The organism is Paenibacillus sp. MSJ-34 (assembly GCF_018918005.1).
Lineage (GTDB): Bacteria > Bacillota > Bacilli > Paenibacillales > Paenibacillaceae > MSJ-34.
This window is the reverse complement of record NZ_JAHLPR010000006.1, coordinates 53,259-70,004: the sequence shown is the minus strand read 5'-3', so window position 1 is coordinate 70,004 and position 16,746 is coordinate 53,259. Positions and strand designations below refer to the sequence as shown.

Below are 16,746 nucleotides of genomic sequence, written 5' to 3'. Positions count from 1 at the left end.
TTTTGCCGAAATAAAACGTGTATAGGGTGAAGGGGGGAGTCAATGGAACGAAATTCGTTGGATGCGATATATCAGCAATACATGAAAGACGTATACCGTTATTTGCTCTCCCTTTCCCGCGACCATCATATAGCTGAGGAATTGGTTCAGGAAACATTTTACCGGGCGTACTTATTTTTGGAACAGTGCCGGGAAGAGAAAATCAAACCATGGCTTTTTAAGGTAGCTTATAACGCATTTATTGATTTCAAGAGAAGAGAAAAACGAAGCGATGCGAAAGAAACGGATTTTTTCGAACAGCTTGCCGATGGCAACACCCCGGAAACGGAGTTGATGCGGCAGGAATACTGGGACGGCATGGAACGGACGATTGCCGGCCTGCCCGACAATCAAAAGCAAGCTTTACTGCTGTACGATTTTCATCAGCTGTCCTATAAAGAAGCCGCCGACGTGATGGAGATCAGTTTGTCCCATTTTAAAATATTGCTGTTCCGGGCGAGGCAAAAACTGCGGCAAAATCGGGAAAGGAATGATGTCGATTGACCGAACGTTTTAAACGGCAGCTGAAAGATTATGCCGAGGGCAAGCTTTCAGACGAGGAAAAGGCAGAAGTGGAAAGAGAGCTTGGGAAGATGGAAGCCTATCAAGCTTATTTGGACGAGGTCATGGGAGAAGAAAAACGGCTGGCCGGACAAGAACCTCCGCAAGACCGGAGCGATCCCCAAGCGGCCCGAAGAGAAAGAAAGATTATTCGGAAAGGGAAGTGGCGGGCAAGAATCGGCAATGCGTTCATGGCGCTGGCGATTTTTATCGTCTTTTCGATTGTCAGCTCGGTCGTTACCGCCTTGTTTTTCAGTACGGGTACTCCGAACAGGATGGAACTGTATCGGGACATCATCCGTTCGGCCATTGCCGTTACCCAACCGAATATTTCCGTCAATTTAAGTTCTCATACAAATGCTTATTACAACGTCGATTACAAAGGCCAACTGAATAAACAAATCGGCGATGCCCGCATCAATATCGGCGATTTTTCCATGAATATGTTCTTGGGCCTGCCGCGCGGCAAAGATATCATATGGCGAACGGAAACGGAACCGCAAAATTACGTCTTTGTTAATCCTGACCGCGATCGACTGCAGCAAGGGGAAAAGAAAAAGAGCAAGGAGCCTTCGTCCGAATGGGCGACCCTCGCCAAGCTGCCTGAAGGTACGGTGGCGGAAGCTTTTCTTTCATTGGACCGATTTTATTCGACCGGGGAGCTTCTGAAGCTGTTCGAGGATAAAAATATGTCCCCCGTATGGTTTGCCGTATACACCGGAGAAGATTCCGGATCATTGGGTCCGATAGGTTTTCCCTATTATCCGATGTGGCATCATGACGACTGGAAGATGACGGATGAGACGGTAGAGAAACGCGGAATATTGGGGAAAGTTGTCACAAGGGGCTATTCCGCTCCTCCGGTCGACTCGCTTGACGGAACCATCCGGGAAGAAAATTTTATGAAGACGCTGTACTTGCTGCAGAAGTATAAAAGGATTGCGAATCATGCGGCGTTTGACCTGAAATTGGATGAGCGGATTCCCTATCTCGAGGAAAATGGAGTCAAGCTGTATGGGGTAGCTGTTACCGGCCCGACCAAAGAACTATTAAAGCTGCAGCGCGAAGACTGGATTGCCGCGATTCGCCTGGGCGAAGTGCGGTTATGGAACTGGAGCGACCGTTAACCGTCGCTCCTTCTTTGAACGGAGAAGGGGCTGCCCGGAGATCATCTTCGATGATTTACGGGCAGCCCATCTTCTTGAAGTTACGTTATGGCAAAAAATATATCAGTACCGCCGCCGCTTCGGCACGGGTAATATGCCCTTTCGGTTGCAGCGTGCCGTCAGGATAACCTTTGACGGCTTGCGCTTGAATCAGCGCCTGAACCGCTTCCTCCGCCCAAGCGGAAATGTCTTCGTGATCGGCAAAGCGAACGGTTTCGCGGTTCGAAACTTCCAATCGCTTGTTCAGCGCTCTATACAACATCGCGAACGCTTCTTCCCGCGTCACATTGCGGTTCGGCTGCAGCGTTCCGTCCGCATACCCTTGCACAATTCCCGCTTCATGCGCCGCATTGGCAAATCCGGCATACCATGCGTCCGGACGGGTATCCGTAAATGCGAATTCTCCTTGCACAGCTTCCAACCCGAGCAATCTGCAAATGACTGCAATCAGTTCCGCTCTGCTCATCGGGCGGTTCGGTCCGAACGTGCCGTCAGGGTAGCCTTCCATGATGCGGTTGCTTGCCAGTTTGGCAATATAGCCGGCCGCCCAATGCCCTTTCGTGTCGGCAAATTCGGTTCTCACTGGCGGCGTTTCCGGTTCGCTGCCCGGCTCCGGCGTTTGTCCGGACTCTTGCTCAGGCTCCTGCTCCTCCGCCTTATCCTCTGCCGAATCCGGCTGGCTGCCTGTCGTACCGCCTCCGCCGCCGGAGCCGGATCCGCCGTCTCCTCCGCCGGACGAACGTTTCTCTACCGTCACTACGCATTCGGCTTGATAACCGCCGTCAGCCGTCGTCACCGTAATTGTGGCGGTTCCCGCGCGCAATGCCGTTATTTTCCCGGTTGCGTCCACCGTCACCGCTTTTTCATCGCTGCTCGCCCATGTCACGGTTTTGTCGGTTGCGTCTTGAGGCAAGACCGTTGCCGTCAACTGCAACTGCGCTCCTTCCCGCAAGGACGCTTTCGTTTGATTCAACGCGACGCCCGTGACCGGAATGATCTCCGGCGTTGCGTCTTGCTTGACGACGATTTTGCCGATCGCCGTGAAGCCGCCGTCCACCGTGGTCACACTGACATAGGAGATGCCTTCCTTCAGCGCCGTAACTTTGCCCGCCGCGTCCACAGCCGCTACCGTTTCGTCGCTGCTCGACCATACGACGGACGGATCGTCCGCATTGCTCGGCGAAATCGTCGCCGTTAGCTGCAATTCCTTCCCTATCGCAAGCTCCGCTTCTTCCCGGTCCAACGTTACGCTCTCGACTCGAACGCCCGGATGAGGCTCCTCGACCCCAGGGACTTGCGCGCATAGCCGATCGTATTCGGACTGCGTTATACGAACGACAACAAGCTTTTTCTTCTCATCTTCCGCTTATACCCTCCTTTATTTCCGCTCTCCTCGGCATCATCCGCATTGTTGCGGAAATACCTTGACAGCGCTTCCAATTTTTCCTATCCTTTGTTGCCTTCTCTTCTTTGTCTCCGTCCTCGCTTCGTACCCCGCATAGCCATTCGATAATGACGGTCATCCTCCCCTTTTCTTCCGCAATTCGCCGAACGATCGTTGCAACCCCGCAGCATTGCCGTGGCGTAACCCGAGTATATAGCGCTTTCACGGGAACTTGAATAGAATCGTTTACGGAAAACATTCATTATATTTAGATCATTTTGCGGCGGGCGGCAACAAGCGGGGAGAAAGTTCGTTTTTTTGCGCGAAAAGTTTAATTTTTTTCTATGAAAAAAACCGCTCAAGTGAGCGGCTCCGTTTCTTCATCTTTCATTTTCATAAACGCCCTGTCGGTCATATTTGGTGACGGCGCGGAAAAAAGAGGCATTTAGGCTCAAACTTTTTTAGAACCGTTTCGCCGCATGATCGGGACATATGAAACCCACCGCTTATCGAATATTTTTATTTAGCCAATCATCATCCGACGCCATCCCTTCGTATAATGGAACTACAATGCGGCAGGAGAAGCTTGAAACCGAACGCCAATGTTGCTTTAGGGAAAATTTTTGTTGCAAAGGAAACACTATTGACCTATACTAAGTTATAGGAAGCAATGATCTATTGTTGCTTAAAACTTGCCTTAAGTAAACATTTTGTCTTTAGGGAAAACAGGAGGATGAGCTTGATGTCTTTATCCGCAATTCCGTTATCCGAAGCGAAAATTGGAACCGAACTGCGATTGAACCGCATCGATGTCCAGGGCGTGCTGCGCAGACGGCTGCTCGATCTGGGATTCGTCCCGGGCAATGTCGTCACCGTGCTGCAGAAAAGTCCGCTTGGCGATCCGATCGCATTTCGGGTGAATAATACGACGATCGCATTGCGCAAGGAAGAAAGCTCTCTAATATATGGGGAAACGATAGGAGGCGAGCATCCATGAATCGATACACCGTCGCATTGGCGGGCAATCCGAATACCGGAAAAAGCACGTTGTTCAACACGTTGACGGGACTTCGCCAACATACCGGAAACTGGGCGGGCAAAACGGTCGACATGGCGGAAGGGGAATTCGTCCGCGGCGAATCGACTTTCCGCATGATCGATCTTCCCGGCACTTATTCTCTTTACTCCAACTCCGCCGACGAGGAGGTGGCGCGGGATTATATCATTTTCGAACAGCCGGACGTAACCGTAGTCGTGCTGGATGCCACTTCCTTGGAACGAAACCTGAACTTAGCGCTGCAGGTGATGGAAATGACGAACCGCGTCGTCGTTTGCATCAATCTGATCGACGAAGCGAAGCGGCTCGGAATTCGAATCGATATTGCGCAAATCGGCAAGCGGCTCGGCGTGCCTGTCGTCGCTATTTCCGCACGCAACAAAATCGGGATCGACGATCTGCTCGACCGGATGGAACAAGTCGCATCGGGCGCGATCGTTCCGTCGCCGCTGCAAATTCAATATAACGACGCTATCGAGCGCAAGCTGGCCGAGCTCGAGCCGATCGTTCGCGAACAGCTCGGCACCCGGTTTCCGACGAGATGGATCGCGCTTCGTCTGCTGGACGGCGACGAAAGCTTGCTGGACTCGATCAAGGCGAGAATAAACGGAACGCATGAGAAACGCGTCGCGGAGGAGGTTGTCGGCTATGGGCGCACCGCTTGCCACTAATTCGCCCGACCCGCTCGATGCGCTGCTCGGCCTGGCGCGAAACGCCGCGGACGGGGATGCGATTCGGGACGGCATCGTCAGCGATATTTACCGGACGACGCACGATATATGCAAAGAAGCCGTCCGTTACGAAGATAAACGCAAATTGGCCGCCACGTACAGCTTGGACAAAATCGTCACGTCCAAAATTTGGGGCTTCCCGATTATGCTTGCAATATTAGGGATCGTGTTCTGGATTACGATTGCAGGGGCGAATTATCCTTCCAGTTGGATCGCCAGCCTGTTCGGAATTGTCGAAGGGTATCTGACCGCCGGTTTCCAAGCACTGAACGCGCCGGAATGGCTGCATGGCGTTCTTGTCCTCGGCTTCTTCCGCGGAACCTCATGGGTCGTTAGCGTGATGCTGCCGCCGATGGCCATCTTTTTTCCGATTTTCGCCCTGCTGGAGAATTTCGGGTATTTGCCGCGCGTCGCGTTCAATATGGATCGTTTGTTCAAAAAATCGGGCGGCCACGGCAAACAGGCGCTCACGATGTCCATGGGATTCGGCTGCAACGCCGCTGCGATTTTGTCGACGCGCATTATCGAATCGCCACGCGAACGCATGCTGGCCATTCTGACGAACAACTTCGTGCCCTGCAACGGGCGCTGGCCTACGCTCATTTTGCTGTCGTCGCTATTTATGGCGGCCGGCGTCGCCAGCGGATTGCAGACTTTCGCAACCGCCCTCGTCGTGATGGGGATGGTGCTGTTTGGCATCGTCGTCACGTTGACCGTATCCTGGGTATTGTCCAAAACGGCATTGCGCGGCGTGCCGACCCATTACACGCTGGAACTGCCTCCGTACCGCCGTCCGCAAATATGGAAAACGATTCTTCTCTCTTCCCGGGACAAATCGTTAAACGTGCTGACGCGTGCGGTGATCGTAGCCGCGCCGGCCGGGATTATTACCTGGATATTAGGAAATATATATGTGGGCGGAGACAGCGTGCTGAACCATATGGCCGCGTTTTTCGATCCGTTCGCCCATGCGATCGGTCTTGACGGATTTATTTTGATGGCCTTCATACTCGGTCTGCCGGCGAATGAAATCGTGCTGCCGATTTTGTTGATGGGATATTTGTCTTCGGGCGCGATGGTCGATGCCGACGGGCTCGACAATATTAAAGGCATCTTCCTGCAGCATGGCTGGACTTGGCTGACGGCGCTAAACATGATGCTCTTCTCCTTGCTCCACTATCCTTGCGGAACGACGCTCTTTAATATTTATAAAGAGACGAAAAGCGCGAAGTGGACCGTGCTTTCCGCGGTCATCCCGCTGTCGATCGCGATCGCCGTCACTTTCGTTGTCGCCCAAACGGTTAGAGCGCTAGGCTGGGTGTAGCGACTGTAGAGCCGCCGCGTGCCGCGGTGTGATCGTGCCGGCAAAATGGGTAACGGAACTGGAAGACCTTAAAGTGGAAAAAAGCGGTGCTTGCGAATTCTAACGGATCTCAGCGCACTTATTCGTTGCTTTTCTAGCGAAAATTGGACGAAGCACCGTAAATAAGGTTTCTCATTTCCGTTACATTTTGAAACGTCTCAATGTTGCTCAGATAGCGTCCCATGGATCCGTTAGCCGCAAAAGACGTTGCTTACCGTAGGTTCATGTTGTACGTTATACAACATCATGGAAGGTATGAGCCGATGATGGGCTGTCATGTTGTATTTCGTGCAACAACATACAGGAATTTCGCCTGAAACGGCCCGTTTTTGCTGAAAATGATGTACTTTGTACAACATAAGGCGAATAAAACAACGTTGGCAGGCTGGAATGTTGTATTTTATACATGCTGCGTTTTGACATATAAAAAAGACAGGCTCCGCAATCGAGCCTGCCTTCTTATTTCATCTGTCATTCGGACGATCCGATGCCAAAGTAACGATTCGCATTATGATAGCAAATATTCTCAACAATGCTGCCGATAAACGGATAATCGCGCGGCAGTTCGCCCTCTTCGATCCATGTGCCGAACAGATTGCACAACAGCCTGCGGAAATATTCATGCCTCGTAAACGACAAGAAGCTGCGCGAGTCCGTCAGCATGCCGACAAATGTGCCGATCAGCCCGATACTTGCCAGCGCCTTCATCTGCCGGAGCATTCCTTCCTTCTGATCGTGGAACCACCAGCCCGAACCGAGTTGAATCTTCCCTTGGATGCCGGCCGCTTGGAAATTGCCGATCGCGGAAGCAATCATCTCATATTGGTTCGGATCCAACGTGTAAACGATCGTTTTCGGCAAGTTTCCGCTGCGGTCCAACTCGTTCAAGAAGCCGTTCAAAGTGCGAGCCATATGAAAATCGAGTATGGAGTCGAAGCCGCTGTCTTTGCCTGTTTGCGCGAACATTCTCGCATTATTGTTCCGGATCGCCCCGATATGAAGCTGCATCGTCCAGCCTTGCGCATGATACAACCGCCCAAGCTCCAGAAGCGTCCTCGTTTGGAATACGCCCGCTTCCTCGACGGTAATGTCCTCCCCTTGCAGCGCGCGGCCGAAGATGACGGCCGCTTTCCCTTCATCGCCCATAACAAACGGAAATTCGCCGAAGCCATGATCCGACAAACGGCAGCCTTGTTCGTGGAAATAACGAATGCGCGCGCCCAATGCAGCGATAAATTGCTCGTAATTCAAGATCGGCGCCCCCGCCGCTTCGCTTAACTTGCGGACGCTATCCGCGAATTGGCCGTTGCGGATATCCAGCAGCCGGTCCGGCCTGAACGTCGGTGCGACGACCGTTTCGATCGCATCGGTTGCCCGAATGGCGCGGTGGTCGTCCAACGAATCGGCCGGATCGTCCGTCGTGCACACGACTTTGACGTCGAACCGTTTCAGAATGCCGCAAGTCCGCATAGAATCGTCCTGTAACCGCTCATTGCATCGCTCCCAGACGGTTTCCGCATTATCGGCCGTCAGCAGTTCCGTCACGCCGAAGTACCTTGTCAATTCCAAATGCGTCCAATGATAAAGCGGATTCCCAACCGTTTGCGGAACGCAGCGCGCCCATGCGAGAAACTTGTCCCTATCCGACGCTTCGCCTGTAATGAGGTGTTCCTCCACGCCGAGCCAACGCATCGCCCGCCATTTGTAATGATCTCCGGAAAGCCAAATATCCGTCATATTGCGAAATTGCTTATTCCCGGCGATCTCCGCAGGGTTCAAATGGCTGTGGAAATCGTAAATCGGCATACGATTCGCATAGTCATGGAACAAAATTCGTGCGCTGCCGTTCTGAAGCAGCCAATCGTCATGAATCAATGGGGCCATTGCCTTCCCTCCTAACGATTAGAATCATTTTGCAATTTGATACTTCCATGCTACCACACTTGTATGGTAGTATGGAAGTATCAAATTGCTGCCGCGGAGGTGAACAAATGAACTTTTCGGTGAAGCCGCAGCCGGTCTCGACCCGGGACGCCGTTTACTTAACCTTGAGAGAGCAAATTTTGCTCTGCGAGTTAGCCCCCGGCACTGCGATCTCGGAAAAAGAAATATCGCTCAAATTCGGTGTCAGCCGGACGCCGGTACGGGAAAGCTTCGTTCGTCTGGCCCAGGAAGGGCTGCTTGAAGTTTACCCTCAACGCGGCACCTTCGTATCGCTGATCGATCCGGAACTGGTCGAGGAAGCAAGATTTATGCGCGAACAGTTGGAGAAAGCGGTCATCCGGCTTGCTTGCGAGAGCTTCCCCGACGACAGGCTTGCGGAACTCGATACGAACCTCGCCGAGCAGAACGCATGCATCGTTCAACAGGATTACCGCAAAATGTTCGAACTGGACGAAGCCTTTCACCGGACGCTATTCGAGGGATGCCGGAAAAGCAATACATGGGCGGCCATGCAGCATATTAATGCGCATCTGAACCGGAGCCGCATGTTGAGGCTCGCTGCCGATCATCACTGGGATCACTTGTATTTGCAGCATCTTCATATGGCGGAAGCGATTCGGGAACGCGATGCGGAACGGGCGGAGCGGCTAATGAAGGAACATATGAGTTTGACGATCCAAGATCAGGCGTTGTTAAAGCAGAAATTCCCTACTTATTTCAAGTAAGCGCAAAAGCGGAGGTGTGTCATTCATGAAGATGGTATTTCGATGGTTCGGCGAAGGGAACGATACGGTTACGCTCGATCAGATTACACAAATACCGGGCACGGAAGGCATTGTATGGGCTTTGCATGACGTCCCTGCCGGAGAAGAATGGCCGATGGACAAAATTATGGCGGTCAAAACGGCGGCGGACCGGGCCGGCCTGCATATTAAAGTTGTGGAAAGCGTTAATATCCACGAAGATATCAAGCTTGGGCTTCCATCCCGGGACAAGTATATCGAAAACTATAAAAAAACGATCGAGAAGCTGGCCCAAGCCGGCGTCAAAGTGATCTGCTACAATTTCATGCCGATATTCGATTGGCTTCGCACCGATCTGCATAAGGAAACGAGCGACGGTTCAACGGCGCTTTTCTATGAGAAAAGCCGAATCGACAACATCGACCCGTTCGAACTTGTGAAGCAAATTAACGAAAATTCCAGCCTGACGATGCCGGGTTGGGAGCCGGAGCGGCTTCAATATTTGACGGAATTGTTCGAGGCGTACCGGGGCGTCACCGAGGAGCATCTATGGGCGAACGCTCAATACTTCCTCGACGAAATTATTCCCGTGGCCGCCAAACACGACATTAAAATGGCCATTCATCCGGACGATCCGCCATGGCCGATCTTCGGTTTGCCGCGCATTATTACGGGCCAAGACAATATACGCCGGTACCTGCAAATGCATGAAAGCCCTTATAACTGCATTACGTTATGCACCGGATCGCTCGGCGCTAATCCTAATAACGATATTATCGCGATGATCCGCGAATTTGCGGACCGCATTCCGTTTACGCATATCCGCAACGTACGCGTATATGAGAACGGCGATTTCATCGAAACTTCGCACCGGACCGAGGACGGAACCGTCGATATTGCGGGCGTCGTGCAGGCATATCACGACTTGGGCTTTGATGGGTTCGCCCGTCCCGATCACGGCAGACATATTTGGGGCGAACAATGCAGACCCGGCTACGGGCTGTATGACAGGGCGCTCGGCATCATGTATTTATGGGGCTTATGGGATGCGTACCGGAAAAAGAAAGCCGGCATGACGGAGGTGGCGCCGGTATGACGGAACTAGCCAAACATCGTTCGCTTGCGGGCAAAGTCGCCGTCGTTACGGGCGGTGCCGGCGTATTATGCCGGGCGATGGCGTTGGAGTTGGCGCGGCAAGGCGCCCGCGTCGCAATTCTAAACCGTACGGAAACCAAGGGCCGTGCGGTCGTGGAAGAAATCGAAGCGGACGGAGGGGAAGCGATCGCCGTCGCCTGCGACGTCACGGACCCGAGCAGCGTCCGGCAAGCGGCCGAAACGGTGCTGAACCGGCTCGGTTCATGCGATATATTGATCAACGGCGCCGGCGGCAATCATCCGAGCGCGAATACGACGAACGAAATTTTTGCATTGGAGGACTTGGACAATCCGGAAGTCACCACATTTTTCGATATCAGCGTAGACGGTTTCCGCAATGTGCTGGATTTGAATTTGGTCGGCAGCTTGATCCCGACGCAAATCTTTGCCAAACAAATGCTGCATAAACAAGGAGCGACCGTCATCAACATTTCGTCGATGAGCGCCCCTTCGCCGATGACCAAAGTTCCCGCTTACAGCGCAGCGAAGGCGGCCATCAACAACTTTACGCAGTGGCTTGCCGTCCATCTGGCCGAAAGCGGCATCCGCGTGAACGCGATCGCGCCCGGCTTCTTCTTGACCCAGCAGAACAAGAAGCTGCTGACGAACGAGGACGGATCGCTCACCGACCGCTCCCGGAAAATTATCGCCCATACGCCGATGCGCCGCTTCGGCAAGCCGGAAGATTTGCTCGGCACGCTGCTATGGCTGGCGGACGAGTCCATGTCCGGCTTCGTCACCGGCATTACCGTCCCCGTCGACGGGGGCTTTATGGCATACTCGGGCGTCTAGCGTTGCGGCCGTCGCGTTACTTTTATGTAACTGCGAGCGATCTGCGCGCGAACGGGAAGTGCGCGTCACTGTTCCGTCGCGAATAGCTCCAAAATGTGGAGTTAATTTATCGCTCCCGCACTCTATATGAACATTAACGGTAAAAGTTGGCGTTAATCTTTTGCAGATCAATGAATTCGTCAAGTCCGCTCAAGCTTAACTCCGCAAAATACCGCTAACTTACATTTTTTACTTGATATGAGAAAAATAGCTCCGGGTTTTACCGCTAATGATGGCACTTCGGGCGGCAACCCCCTAAAAAAGCCGGAAAGAAAGGCATTGCAGCCCTTCCTTCCGGCTTTTTATTACACTCGCCCGTTCCCGTTAGAACAACGACACGCGATGCACATATCCAGGCAACAAGCAAAACGACGCCTGTCACGAACAATCCCATAACCAGCCCCCCGAAAAACAATTTTTTCCATTGTAACACAAGCGAGAGGAAAATAAGACCTTCCCGGGACCGCGAACATTGCAGCCCTAAGCGAATTTCGATCGGACGCGAACAGCAAAAAAACCGCGATCGCAACGACCGCAGCTTTCTGTAACGCATATTACTGCACCAATGAGCCGCAATATTCGCATTGTTTATTCTCGCCGGGATATACTTGGGCGCTCGCGCCGCATCCTTTGCAATTGACGTTCACGGGAGTGCGCGGGGCCGATTCCTTGCCAACGCCAGGGGCCGGTCCGACGCCATTCGAGGAATAATATGTCGTCGTCTGTGTCTGCGTCTGTGACTGCGTCTGTGTCTGTGTCTGCGTCACCGTCTCCGTTCGCCTCACAAAACCGGTCCCTCCCCAAACGTTTGCTCCCGCATTGTTCGTTGCAACATTGTTCATTGCAGCATTGTTTCGCCCCATATCGTTTCCTCCAGCAACGTTTGGTCTTTGATCGTTGAACAGATGAATCGTGCCCGCCGTTTCATCGATCGTCGCTCCAAACAATTTTTGCGTCCGAATCATTTCCTTCAAGTCGTCCGCAACCTGTTGTACGCTCAAGCCGGCCATTTGGGCCAGCGCGGGGACGGAGCGCACGCCATGCATCGTAATCGCTTGATGGTACCAAATATGTTGCTTCTCCAGCTTCCTCTTCTCTCTTGCGTTGCCGACAATAAAGAAAATGAGCCCGGGAATCCAAAGAATAAAAGCTAAACCGATCCCGATGGTGACAATATCCTCTTCCGGTTCGCTCGCCTTGAAGAATATGCATCCTACGATATAGAGGACAAGGAAGACGCTCCCGACAATTTTCAATTCGTCCATCCGCTTTCCTTTGCGAACCGGAAAGAACAAAAGAGGCAGCAAGGCCAGTCCGATTGGAAAAAAAGCAATAAAACCGACTACGCATAAAATACCGACAATGACCCGGTAAAGAATCACATAACTCCCCCACTTTTTACTTTAATTGAATAAGCCGCCGGTTGCGCTGCTCCAGCAAATGCTCGATATGTTCGATCGACCGTCCGAGCTTGGCCGTTTCTTCATACGGTTCCTCCACCTCGTTGAGCAAACGGAAACGATCCTCCAGTTCGCGCATCTGTTCAAGCAGAAGCTGATCCGTCTCGAACAAGGAAGCATGAGTTACCGGATCGCTGTATTTCACCTTCTCCTCCAATTGATGAACGAGCTTGCGGAGCAAATCGCTCTGCTTCACATCGCACATCTCCAGATTCCGCTTCGCGGCCGAAATCGTCAGCTGCATCTCCTTGATAAGCTGGGTTTGCACCTTGGTGTCCTGCTCTTGGCGTTCAATATATTTGACGCATACGGCCACAACGCCGAACAAAATGGCTGCCGCCATAAAAGCGATGGCATGAATGATGAAATACGAAAAGACCGAATGAAAAGGCGAAAATAACAAGACGATCACGAAAGCGGCAAGAAAATACAAGACGGCCACCGTGCCGTAAGCAAGAAATCCCGGAACCTGTTTCTGAAAACGCCGGGAATGAAGCAAGGAATAGAGAATGACGCCGTAGATCGCCGACTCCGCCACAATCAGCGCGCCTATTGAGATCATTAAATTGTAAATGCGCCCAAACGGCAGCCCGATCCATAGAACGATCGCAACGGTCAATGCTGCGGCCAGAATATAAACCGTATTCCAAATGGCTAAATAACTCCGATCTTTGTTCATGCCGCTACCCCCTACTCAAATCATTGCCGCATTCCAAACAAAATTTTTGATTCGGCTTGATGTCGTGTTGGCATCGGCTGCATGTAAGCGATGTGCTCGTTCCGCAATTCATGCAAAATTTGGCTTCGCCGCTCAGCGGTTCGCCGCAACTATGGCAGTTGATTTGCGGGCCGAGCGATGTGCCGCATTGGCCGCAACGCGCGGCGTTCTCCGGATTATCGGCGCCGCATTTGGGACATGCGGAATATAAATCTCCGCAATGCGGGCAGAATTTGGCCCTCGCAGGCATCGAATTGCCGCAATGGCTGCATGTCACCGTTTGCGGAGCGGATGTCTGCGCCGCGGCAGGCGGCGCGTAACGGTAGCCGCAACTCGCGCAAAATTGGGCCTCCCCTTCGTTCATCGCATGACAACTGGGGCAGCTCTTACCGGACGGTACCTGGAATTGATTCGTTAACATCGACATGACTTGGCCCAAATTGCCGCCCAGTCCGAACCCCATGCCGAGTCCCATGCCGGCATTCATGACGCCTCCCCCCATACCGTCGTTGCGCGCGGCGCCTTCCAACGTATCGAAGGTGCGTTCCTGTTGATAGGTATAACCCATAATATCCATTTCGGCTTTTTTCGCCAGCGCTTCCTTCAAACGCGCGGTAGCCGGGTCGTCATCCGGTACATTGATCGATTCGACGTAGAAATCGAGCAAACGGACGCCGTATTCCGCAAAAACAGAAGCGCTCCGTTCCATCACGTGGCTGGCAATTTCCCCGATGAAAGCGTTCATTTCCAAAATGCTGATTCTTTTATGTACGATATAAGAAGTGATTAGTTCGCGAATATTCATCATCAGCACGCCGCGAAAATATTTCGTCATCGCCTCCTTGTCGAATATAGGAAGCGTGCCGATCAATTTCAGCAAAAATTTGCGCGCATCTTCGATCTGGAGACCGAACTGTCCGAAGGATCGCACCGGCAAAATGACGTTATATTTCGGATCTTGAAGCTGCAGCGGCGAAGCCGTTCCCCATTTAATATCGAGCGTGTTCAATTTATTAACGAACCATATTTCCGCGGCGAAAGGCGACCGGCCGCCGAAAGGTATATTGATCAACGATTGCAGCAACGGTATATTGGGCGTACTTAACGTATGCCTCCCCGCGCCGAACAGATCCAGGGCCTCCCCGCCCTTGAACAGGACCGCTTCTTGCGTTTCATTGACGATTAATTGCGTCCATGTGCTTAATTCGCTATTCGGATGCTTCCAAGCGAAAACATTGGCAGGACCGTCGTATTTAACGACATCGATAATAGCCGCTGCACATCCTCCTCTGGCAATATTCCCCGACCTGAAGTCATATGTATATTTTACTAGTTTCCTACGCAATGTGGAATGATAAGTTGCTATTTTCGGTAAAAATCATGAATAAATGATAGCTTTCGAGACGATCGAACATCCGGCCGCAGCCTTCCGTCCGATTTGCATTTGCCGTACGGTCCTCTGGTATAATCTTCATCGAGATGTCGAATGATAGATCATAAAAATAGGAGTAGGTGCACAATGAGAATTCATATTCTAGTGGCGGATGACGATCCTCATATTCGCGAACTGCTGCGGTTTATTTTGAACAAAGAAGGCTATTGGACAGTCGAAGCCGAAGACGGGGAACAAGCGATGCGCTTGCTTGAGAACGAGCAGGTCCATCTGGCCGTGGTCGACGTCATGATGCCCGGGAAGGACGGTTTGGAGCTTTGCGGCATGATTCGCAAGCATTACGATATTCCCGTTATCCTTCTCACCGCCAAAGGCGAGTTGGACGATAAAGAAAAAGGGTTTCTCTCGGGAACGGACGATTACATCGTCAAGCCGTTCGAGCCGAAAGAATTGCTGTTCCGCATCAAAGCGCTGCTGCGGAGGTATAATATAGTCTCTTCGGAAACGATCCGGCTGAACGGCGTTCTGATCGACCGCAAAAGCTATGAAATTCGAATCGGGGACGATACGATGATGATACCGTTAAAAGAATTTGAGCTGCTGTCGCAAATAGCGAGCCATCCAGGACGGATCTTTACGCGGGAGCAGCTGCTGCAATTGATATGGGGCGCGGATTATGAAGGGGACAGCCGTACGATCGACGTGCATATTAAACGTTTGCGGGAACGGTTCCACGACCGAACCGGCGACTTTGTGATCAGCACTGTACGCGGCCTGGGATATAAGCTTGAGGTTCCCGTCAGATGAGGACGCTCTATTTCCGCATCGTCGTCACCTTCGTTCTCATCGCCATCGTAAGCAGTATGCTTGCCCTCCTCCTGACGAACGTATATTACATGTCTTATATGAAATCTTATCACGAGCAAAAAATATGGAATATCGGCAAAGAAATCCGGACCCTGTTCGAGCAAACTCCTAATCTCGATTTAGACAATTATTTGGCTCATGTCGCAAACATGGGATTTCAAATCTATGCCGTGGACGAACGGATGGAAGGCGCTTTTTACGGCGCTCCTTTCAAACATAAGCAATTCGAGCAGGAGCAGATCCGCCGGGTGCTGGCGGGAGAAACGTATCATGGAATGGAGAAAAAGGTCCGTTGGCTGACGGTTACCGGCTTCTTCGAGAATAGCATCCGCAATAGCGTCGGTCTTCCGCTTGAGGCGAACGGGGTGAAGTACGCCTTATTTATTCGACCGAATTTGGAACAGCAAATCGGGGAAGTGCGAATTTTGCTTGCTCTGCTCCTCGGGTTTACTTTTTTATTCAGCCTCATTTTCATCGTCATTTTTACCCGTTATATTGTCAAGCCCGTGAAGAAGTTAACGGAAGCAACGAATAAAATTGTCGGCGGGGATTACCGGATCGAAATGGATGTAACCCGAAAGGACGAGATCGGCAATTTGGCCCGTCATTTCACCCATATGGCCTCGTCGCTGCAACAGCTTGACCAAATGCGGCAGGAGTTCGTCGCCAATGTGTCGCATGAAATTCAATCTCCGCTAACGTCCATTCAAGGGTTTGCCCAATCGATTCTGAATAAGGAGACGACTCCGGTAGAAGCGGAACGCTACTTGCAAATTATTGAGGAAGAGAGCAAACGATTGTCTTCCCTAAGCAAACAGCTATTAACCTTGGCTGCGCTGGACAAAGAAGATAACGTCGTGAAGCGGACCCGGTTCCGACTGGACGAACAAATTCGGCAAGTGTTGATCGTGACGGAATGGCAATGGACGGAGAAGCGATTGTCGGTGGAGCCGGACATGCCGGAAATCATCGTCTCCGCCGACCGGCAACTATTGTATCATGTATGGTTGAATTTGTTGACGAACAGTATCAAGTTTTCCGAACCGGGAGGGATCATCTCGATCGGCATGGCTGTGGATCGGCACATTGCGGTGAGCATTCGCGATACGGGAGTTGGCATCCCCGAATCGGAACTGCCCTATGTATTCGACCGGTTCTATAAAGCGGATAAAGCCCGAAACCGTTCCCGCGCAGGCAGCGGATTGGGGCTGTCCATTGTAAAAAAAATCGTCGAACTCCATCAAGGGAGCGTGGAAGTGCGGAGCGAATTAGGCAAAGGCACGACGTTCACGGTGCGGCTGCCTTATTTGTAATGTTCCGTTCATCATCCGTTC

General features: G+C 52.0%; 15 protein-coding genes. 10 read left to right on the top strand and 5 right to left on the bottom strand.

What is annotated here, in order from left to right:
• Window positions 1–42: 42 nt before the first annotated feature.
• Window positions 43–543 carry a sigma-70 family RNA polymerase sigma factor gene (locus KQI79_RS04445; RefSeq protein ID WP_216537021.1) on the top strand — a complete coding sequence of 167 codons (501 nt, stop codon included), beginning with the start codon at window positions 43–45 and terminating at the stop codon, window positions 541–543.
• On the top strand, window positions 540–1,727 hold the full coding sequence (locus tag KQI79_RS04440; protein WP_216537020.1) for an anti-sigma factor: 1,188 nt from the start codon (window positions 540–542) through the stop codon (window positions 1,725–1,727). Before KQI79_RS04445 ends, KQI79_RS04440 begins: the two co-directional genes overlap by 4 nt.
• A gap of 85 nt (window positions 1,728–1,812) precedes the next feature.
• On the opposite strand, the gene KQI79_RS04435 is transcribed toward KQI79_RS04440, so the two are convergent.
• Window positions 1,813–3,096: an S-layer homology domain-containing protein gene (locus KQI79_RS04435; protein WP_367398137.1), complete on the bottom strand. Its 1,284-nt coding sequence runs from the start codon at window positions 3,094–3,096 to the stop codon at window positions 1,813–1,815.
• Window positions 3,097–3,892: 796 nt separating this feature from the next.
• Here KQI79_RS04435 and KQI79_RS04430 point away from each other — a divergent pair.
• Genes KQI79_RS04430 through KQI79_RS04420 form a run of 3 tightly spaced genes read left to right on the top strand, consistent with a single transcriptional unit; the run spans window position 3,893 to window position 6,262 of the window.
• The gene (locus tag KQI79_RS04430; RefSeq protein ID WP_216537018.1) at window positions 3,893–4,147 is read left to right on the top strand and encodes a FeoA family protein; all 255 of its coding nucleotides are present in this window, start codon (window positions 3,893–3,895) and stop codon (window positions 4,145–4,147) included.
• Window positions 4,144–4,878: a FeoB small GTPase domain-containing protein gene (locus KQI79_RS04425; RefSeq protein WP_216537017.1), complete on the top strand. Its 735-nt coding sequence runs from the start codon at window positions 4,144–4,146 to the stop codon at window positions 4,876–4,878. The genes KQI79_RS04430 and KQI79_RS04425 overlap by 4 nt, the downstream gene beginning before the upstream one ends.
• Complete coding sequence (locus KQI79_RS04420; RefSeq protein ID WP_216537016.1) at window positions 4,856–6,262, top strand: nucleoside recognition domain-containing protein; 1,407 nt, start codon at window positions 4,856–4,858, stop codon at window positions 6,260–6,262. The genes KQI79_RS04425 and KQI79_RS04420 overlap by 23 nt, the downstream gene beginning before the upstream one ends.
• 510 nt (window positions 6,263–6,772) lie before the next feature.
• Here the strand turns inward: KQI79_RS04420 and uxaC are convergent.
• Window positions 6,773–8,185, bottom strand: coding sequence for a glucuronate isomerase (uxaC, locus tag KQI79_RS04415; RefSeq protein WP_216537015.1), 1,413 nt, complete (start codon window positions 8,183–8,185; stop codon window positions 6,773–6,775).
• Window positions 8,186–8,292: 107 nt separating this feature from the next.
• On the opposite strand from uxaC, the gene KQI79_RS04410 reads away from it, so the two are divergent.
• The 3 genes from KQI79_RS04410 to KQI79_RS04400 are packed head-to-tail and all read left to right on the top strand — an operon-like array spanning window position 8,293 to window position 10,935.
• A complete protein-coding gene (locus KQI79_RS04410) occupies window positions 8,293–8,970 on the top strand; it encodes a GntR family transcriptional regulator (protein ID WP_216537014.1) in 678 nt (225 codons plus the stop codon).
• 25 nt (window positions 8,971–8,995) lie between these two features.
• Window positions 8,996–10,084: a mannonate dehydratase gene (gene uxuA / locus KQI79_RS04405; RefSeq protein ID WP_216537013.1), complete on the top strand. Its 1,089-nt coding sequence runs from the start codon at window positions 8,996–8,998 to the stop codon at window positions 10,082–10,084.
• Window positions 10,081–10,935 (top strand): SDR family oxidoreductase, encoded by an 855-nt coding sequence (locus tag KQI79_RS04400; protein WP_216537012.1) that lies wholly within the window; start codon window positions 10,081–10,083, stop codon window positions 10,933–10,935. Before uxuA ends, KQI79_RS04400 begins: the two co-directional genes overlap by 4 nt.
• Window positions 10,936–11,528: 593 nt before the next feature.
• Here KQI79_RS04400 and KQI79_RS04395 read toward each other — a convergent pair.
• From KQI79_RS04395 to KQI79_RS04385, 3 genes are read right to left on the bottom strand one after another with little or no spacing between them, the layout of a single operon-like run.
• Entirely contained in the window at window positions 11,529–12,356 is an 828-nt protein-coding gene (locus tag KQI79_RS04395; protein ID WP_216537011.1) for a PCI domain-containing protein, read from the bottom strand.
• A 16-nt stretch (window positions 12,357–12,372) separates the two neighbouring features.
• Window positions 12,373–13,113 (bottom strand): hypothetical protein, encoded by a 741-nt coding sequence (locus KQI79_RS04390; RefSeq protein ID WP_216537010.1) that lies wholly within the window; start codon window positions 13,111–13,113, stop codon window positions 12,373–12,375.
• A 4-nt stretch (window positions 13,114–13,117) separates the two neighbouring features.
• A complete protein-coding gene (locus tag KQI79_RS04385; RefSeq protein ID WP_253297945.1) occupies window positions 13,118–14,497 on the bottom strand; it encodes an SPFH domain-containing protein in 1,380 nt (459 codons plus the stop codon).
• 174 nt (window positions 14,498–14,671) lie between these two features.
• Here KQI79_RS04385 and KQI79_RS04380 point away from each other — a divergent pair, with 174 nt between their 5' ends.
• On the top strand, window positions 14,672–15,352 hold the full coding sequence (locus KQI79_RS04380; RefSeq protein ID WP_216537009.1) for a response regulator transcription factor: 681 nt from the start codon (window positions 14,672–14,674) through the stop codon (window positions 15,350–15,352).
• A complete protein-coding gene (locus KQI79_RS04375) occupies window positions 15,349–16,725 on the top strand; it encodes a sensor histidine kinase (RefSeq protein WP_216537008.1) in 1,377 nt (458 codons plus the stop codon). Before KQI79_RS04380 ends, KQI79_RS04375 begins: the two co-directional genes overlap by 4 nt.
• The last annotated feature ends 21 nt before the right edge of the window (window positions 16,726–16,746 follow it).